This window comes from Armatimonadota bacterium (assembly GCA_031459765.1).
Lineage (GTDB): Bacteria > Sysuimicrobiota > Sysuimicrobiia > Sysuimicrobiales > Kaftiobacteriaceae > Kaftiobacterium > Kaftiobacterium secundum.
The window spans coordinates 1-6,010 of the sequence record JAVKHY010000029.1 but is presented as its reverse complement, the minus strand read 5'-3'; the positions used below and the strand labels follow the sequence as shown (position 1 = coordinate 6,010).

At 70.7% G+C, this 6,010-nt stretch carries 5 protein-coding genes; 3 read left to right on the top strand and 2 right to left on the bottom strand.

Translation table 11 applies throughout. From position 1 onward, the window contains the following. Positions 1–598: sugar ABC transporter permease (locus QN141_14235; protein MDR7559635.1), on the bottom strand; the 598-nt coding region annotated here is incomplete at its 3' end. Positions 599–783: 185 nt separating this feature from the next. Between QN141_14235 and QN141_14230 the strand changes: the two genes are divergently transcribed. Continuing rightward, a complete protein-coding gene (locus tag QN141_14230; protein MDR7559634.1) occupies positions 784–1,185 on the top strand; it encodes a copper resistance protein CopC in 402 nt (133 codons plus the stop codon). Then, positions 1,182–3,578 carry a CopD family protein gene (locus tag QN141_14225; protein ID MDR7559633.1) on the top strand — a complete coding sequence of 799 codons (2,397 nt, stop codon included), beginning with the start codon at positions 1,182–1,184 and terminating at the stop codon, positions 3,576–3,578. The genes QN141_14230 and QN141_14225 overlap by 4 nt, the downstream gene beginning before the upstream one ends. 69 nt (positions 3,579–3,647) lie before the next feature. Here QN141_14225 and QN141_14220 read toward each other — a convergent pair whose 3' ends face one another. Continuing rightward, entirely contained in the window at positions 3,648–4,928 is a 1,281-nt protein-coding gene (locus QN141_14220; protein ID MDR7559632.1) for an ABC transporter substrate-binding protein, read from the bottom strand. 158 nt (positions 4,929–5,086) lie between these two features. On the opposite strand from QN141_14220, the gene galK reads away from it, so the two are divergent. Next, positions 5,087–6,010 (top strand): galactokinase (galK, locus tag QN141_14215; protein ID MDR7559631.1); only part of this gene is annotated, 924 nt, incomplete at its 3' end.

Sequence of the window (6,010 nt, the reverse complement as noted above, 5' to 3'; positions counted from 1 at the left end):
ACTCGGAGGCGCCGTCCACCCGGGCCGCCTCGCGCAGTTCGTCGGAGATCCCGCGCAGCCCGGCCAGGTACATGGCCATGGTGAATCCCGACATCTGCCACACCGCGGCCAGCACCACCGAGTAGATGGCGATCTTCGGATCGGTGAACCAGGGCGACCGCAGGCGACCCAGCCCCGCCATCTCCAGCAGCAGGTTGACCCCCGTCGAAGGGTTGAGCAGCCACTGCCAGGCCGTGCCGCTGACGATGAAGGAGATGGACATGGGAAAGAGATAGACGTTGCGGAAGAAACCCTCCCCCCGCACGCGCTGATCGAGGAGGACGGCCAGGAGCAGTCCCAGTCCCAGGCAGCCCAGCAGAAAGGCGGCGGTGAAGACCAATGTGTTGCGCAGATCGATCTGGAAGCGCAGGGTCTGGAACAGCTCGATGAAGTTGCGCAGCCCCACGAAGGAGAGGTCGGGCAGGAAGGAGTTCCATCCGCTCATCGCCACGTAGAGGGTCCAGCCGATGAAGCCGTAGACGAACACCCCCACGGCCAGCACAGAGGGCGCCACGATGAGGGCGGAGAGGGCGTAGTCGCGGCGGAGGCGGAGCCGCATTCGGTGCGGCGGCGACACGACGAGAGCCATCCTAAGCGAAATTGCCGGGGCCGCGGCGTATCTCCTGCCGTGCCCGGGGGGGCGGGCGGAAGGAACCCCGCGGACGCGCGGAGCGGTCGGTCATGACAGATCCGTGGTAGAGTTCATCCTGTGGTCGACGGAGACCGTCGGGGGAGGACGCAGGCATGGTTGTGCAGAGGATGCTGCTCATCGCACTGGTGGTGATGCTGAGCGCCATGGTCTGGCCCGGAGGCGCCGCCGCGCATGCCAAATTGTGGCGGGCCGACCCGGCCCCGGGGAGCACGGTGGCCGCCGCCCCCCGGGTCGTGCGCCTGGAGTTTGCCTTGAGCCCGAACGAAGAGCTGGATGTGCGGCGCAGCACGCTGCGCGTCGTGGACAGGCGCGGCCGGCGCGTGGATGACGGGAAAGGCGGTGTGGATCTCGACGATCTGGCCCGCCGCTCCATGATCGCCAGGCTCAGACCCATCGGGCCGGGCACCTACACGGTCCGGTGGAAGGCCGTCTCCTCGCCCGACCTGGACGTGGCGCAGGGCTCCTACACCTTCACCGTCGCGGCCGGGAGATGACGGACAAAGCCGCTCCGGAGCTGCGCGCCGCGCCGCGCCGATGGTGGGTGCGGGCGACGGCCCCGCTGCTGGTCCTCGCCAGCTTCGTGCTGGGGTGCGCCGCTCCCGCCGCTGCCCACGCCATCCTGGAGCGTTCGATTCCATCGGCCAGCGCCACGGCGGCGCGATCGCTGCAGCGGGTGGTGCTGCGGTTCACCGAGCCGGTGGATCCCGCCTTCAGCCGCGTGCAGATCACCGACGCCGCCGGCACGGTGCTGACGGCGCGGATCACGGTGTCATCCGACGGCCGCATCCTCACCGCCGCCGTGGATGCGCTCCCCGACGGCGTCTACACCGTGCGCTGGCGGGTGCTGTCCACCTACGACGGCCACCCGTCCAGCGGGTTCTTCTTCTTCGGCGTGGGACGACCGGTCCCGGGCGGATCGGCGGGGCGGAGTTTCGAGCCGGCCCGTCCAGCTCACATCGCGGTCCGCTGGCTGGCCTTCGCCGCGGCGGCGGTCCTCGTGGGCGGCGCCGTGTTCCGGGCCGTGGTGCTGAAGCCGGCCTCCGCCGCGCTCTCCCCGGAGCACCTCGCGCGCGCCGCGGCGGTACTCGAGGCGACCAGGCCGCCCGCGGCGGTCGCCGTGATGCTGGCCGCCGCGCTGGATTTCCTGTTCCAGGCCGGCGGCCTGCTCGGCGTCTCCTGGACGCAGGCGCTGGCGGGAGGCGCGGCGTGGAACCTGCTCGGCGCCACCAGACTGGGGTGGAGTGCGCTGGTCAGGATCGCCATGGCGGCGATCTTTCTCCTCCCCTCCTCCCCCCGGGGGCGCGCTCTGCGGGTTGCCGCCCTGCTCTGGATGCTCATCGTCGGCGGGATCGTCACCGCCTTCGGCGGCCCCGCCGCGATCAGCGGCATCATGCTGGCGCCCATCCTCCTGACCACGGTCGTGTACGGGGTCGCGGCCCTGATGGTCCCGCTGGTGGCCGTCAACATCCTGAAGGCCTCGTCGCCGCGCGACCGGTGGGTCCTGCCGCTGGCCGGCGGATTCCTCCTCGCCGGCTTCACCATCGCCTCGCACGCCGCCGGCGCCGGGCCCCTCGCCGTGATCGCGGACTGGCTGCACCTGGTTGCCGCGGCGAGCTGGGTCGGAGGCCTGCTGGCGCTGCTCCTGGTGCTGGGAGCCTTCCCCCCTCCCGAGCGCGCGACCGCAGCGCGGGCTCTCGTTCCACGGATGTCGGGTCTTGCCGCTGCGGGACTGGCGGCGGTTGCCGTCACCGGGGTGTACGGCTCCATCCTGCACATCCCCGCCCTCCGGGCATTTCCGGGCACGCCCTACGGCCGGTTGCTGGCCGCCAAACTGGCGGTGGTCGCCGTGCTGGTCGCGCTGGGCGCGGGCAACCGCTACCTGCTGCGTCCCCGCCTGGAACGGGGCGAACCGGCGCCGTCGCTGCTTCGCCGGTTTGCCCGGATGGTCGGGGGCGAAATCGGCGCCGCCGCGGTCATCGTGGCGATCGTGGCCGTGCTGACCGTCACCCCTCCGGCGGCCACGACGTGGACCCCGCCGGCGCCGCAGCCGACGCTCCGCCTGGCGGGGCTGGCGGAGGAAGTGCGGGTGGACCTGGCCGTCAGCCCCGCGCGGCCGGGGTGGAACCGCTTCGAGGCGACGGCCGTGGAGCGGGACAGACGCCTGTTCGGCAACGACGTCCGCATCCTCCTGCGCCTGACGAAGCTCGACGAAGCCCTCGACCCCACCCTCCTGAGCCTGGAGGACCAGGGCGGAGGACTCTTCCTGGCCGAAGACCCGGGTCTCGGCCTTCCGGGCTGGTGGGAGGTCGAGGTGATCGTCCGCCGGCGCGGCCGCCTCGACGCTTCCACAAGTTTTCCGCTACACCTTGAAGATGGGGTGCGTCGCCCCGCAGGTCCGGACGGCTCCGCGCTGCTGGGACGGATGGCCTCGACGATGTTCCAGCTGGGCTCCTGGAGAGAGACCCAGCAGATCACCGACGGCGCGGGGAACGTGACGGTCAGCTGGTTTGACGTGGTCCACCCGAACCGCCTGCGCTATCGGACGGCCGAGGGCACCGAGGGCGTCATCATCGGCCGGCAGCAGTACCTGCGGGTGAAAGGGGGCGCCTGGGAGACGCGCACCCTGCCCACCCCGTTCCGGGTCGACGATTATTTGCGCGCCTACCTCACGGCGCAGACCGTCCTCCGCGGCCGGGAGATGCCCTGCGACGAGGAACCCTGCGTCGTCCTCCTGTGGGAGACGCCGGGAGGAAGCGCCGCCTTCGCGGGGTGGATGGGGCTGCGCACCTCCCGGCTGCACAGGTTGCTGATGAGCGCGCCGGCGCACTTCATGACGGCCCGCTTCACCCACTTCAATACCGGCTGGCGGATCAACCCTCCGCGGTGAGCCCGTCGGGCAGGCGCCCCGGCCAGGCCCGGGAGGGGGGAGGCGCAGAACGCACCTCCCCCGCGGGCACTACTTGCACATCTTGTTGTCGCGGCAGGCTTTGGCCAGCGCGGTCTGGGCCGCCCCGGCGTTCTTGTTGGTGGTGAAGAGGTTGATGACGTCGTTGAACACCACGGCAAACCCCTCCGGCGCGGCGGAGCCGTGCACCTCGCTGGGCACCAAGGCGTTGGCCTTGAAGTCCGCCGCCGAAGACTTCAGGTAGGCGTCGAACTTGTTCAGGTCGCAGTCGGTGCGGGCGCAGATCGAGCCCTTCAGCGGGTTGAAGGCCTCCTGCCCCTCCTTGCTGCCCGCCACCCGCAGCCAGTTGATGGCCTCGGTGCGGTGGGGCGCCTTCTTGGGCAGGCCGAAGGTGTCCGTGACCACGACAAAGACCCCGCGCGTGCCGGGGGCCGGGGCGAAGCCGTAGTCCACGTTGGCCTTCCAGCCCTTGCTGGTGAAGTAGCCGGCGGCCCAGTCGCCCATCACCGTCATCGCCGCCTTGCGGTCGATGAGCATCTGGGTGGCCGAATCCCAGGTGCCGGCGGCGTGATCGCTGTTGACGTAGCCCAGGATGCGCGCGTAGGTGTCAAAGGCCCGCCTCACGCCGTCCCCGGTCCAGGAGGTCTGCCCGGTCCACAGGCCGCGGTAGCCGCCGGCGCCCAGCGTGGCCACCAGGACGTCTTCGAAGAGGTGGGCCGCCTCCCACTTGTTCTTGTCCCCCAGGGCCAAAGGAGTGATGCCCTTCGCCTTCAGCGCCTCGGCGACCTTGAAGAACTCCTCCCAGGTGGCCGGCGCCTTCAGGTTGTTCTCGTCGAAGATTTTCTTGTTGTACCAGAGGACGTTGCCGCGGTGGACGTTCACCGGCACCGAGTAGGGTTCGCCCTTGTAGCTGACGATGGTGATCAGGTCCTTGGGGAAGACCCGCTCCCAGCCTTCGCTCTTGTAGAGCGAGGCCAGGGATTCCATGAACCCCGTGACCACCCAGGTGGCGGTCAGCTCCTCGCCGCCGTGCACCTGGAAACTGTCCGGGGGATCGCCGCCCTGCATCCGGGTCTTGAGCACCGCTTTGGCGTTCGTCCCCGCCCCGCCGGCCACGGTGGCGTTGATGATCTCCACGCCGGGGAAGCGTTTCTTGTAGATCTCGAACATGGCGTTGAGGCCGTCCGCCTCGCCGCCCGCCGTCCACCAGCTGAAGATCTCGAGCTTCCTGGCCGCGCCGGCCTGCAGTCCACTCCCGGTCATCAGGACGAGGACTGCCGCCGCCGTGACGCCGGCCAGCACGGCGCTGATCCACCGCCTCCGATCGCTCATCGCTTTGCCCCTCCCTTTGGCTGTCACTCCATCGCCGGGATCGTCATGAGGCGCGGAGATCCCACCTCCTTTCGAACCTGCGGGAAACCTGTCCGGTGGCACCCTTCTGCGCGGGCGGGAAGGCCTCCTTGTGCCGGCGGCCGAACCTCCCAGGCGGGATGTCGCCCGCAGACCTCTTTCGGGAACGGTTCGGCCGGAGGCCGTCCCTCCTCGTCACCGCCCCCGGTCGCGTCAACCTGATCGGTGAGCACACCGACTACAACGCCGGGCTGGTCCTCCCCGCGGCCATCGAGCGGTCGCTGGTCGTGGCCGCCGATGCCGGCGGCAGCCCGCGCATCCGGCTGTACGCGGCGGCCTTCGACGCCGTCGCCGAGTTCTCCGCCGACGCGCCCGGGGAGGCCTCCCTCCCGCGGTGGGCGCGATACGCGCAGGGCGTCGCGGTCTACCTGGTCCTGCGAGGTATCGTCCTCCGCGGCCTCGACGCCGTCGTCGCCGGAGACCTGCCCATCGGCTCGGGGCTCAGCTCCTCCGCGGCCTTCGAGGTCGCCGTCGCGCTGACCCTGGAGCGCATCGCCGGGGTGACTCTGCCTCCGCGGGAACGGGCGCTGCTGTGCCACCGGGTCGAAGGAGAATTCGTCGGCGTCCCGTGCGGGATCATGGACCAGTTCGCCGTCAGTCTCTGCCGGCGCGACCACGCGTTATTCCTGGACTGCCGCTCGCTGGAGACTCATCACATCCCGCTCCCGGCCGGCGTCGTGCTTGCCGTATGCGACACCGGCGTCCGTCGCGCGCTGCAGGCATCGCCGTACGGCGAGCGGCGACAGGAGTGCCGGGAGGCGGTGCGGCTGCTGCAGCAGCGGCGGCCGATGGTCACCAGCCTCCGCGACCTGATGCCGGACGATCTCCCCCTGCTGGACCCCCTTCCTCCGCGGCTCCGCCGACGGGCGCGACATGTCGTCGCCGAGAACGCCCGCGTCATCGAGGCGGCGCGGGCGCTGGAAGGCGGCGAGACCGGACGGCTGCGGGAGATCTTCCTGGCCTCGCACCAAAGCCTGCGGGACGACTTCGAGGTGAGCTGCCCC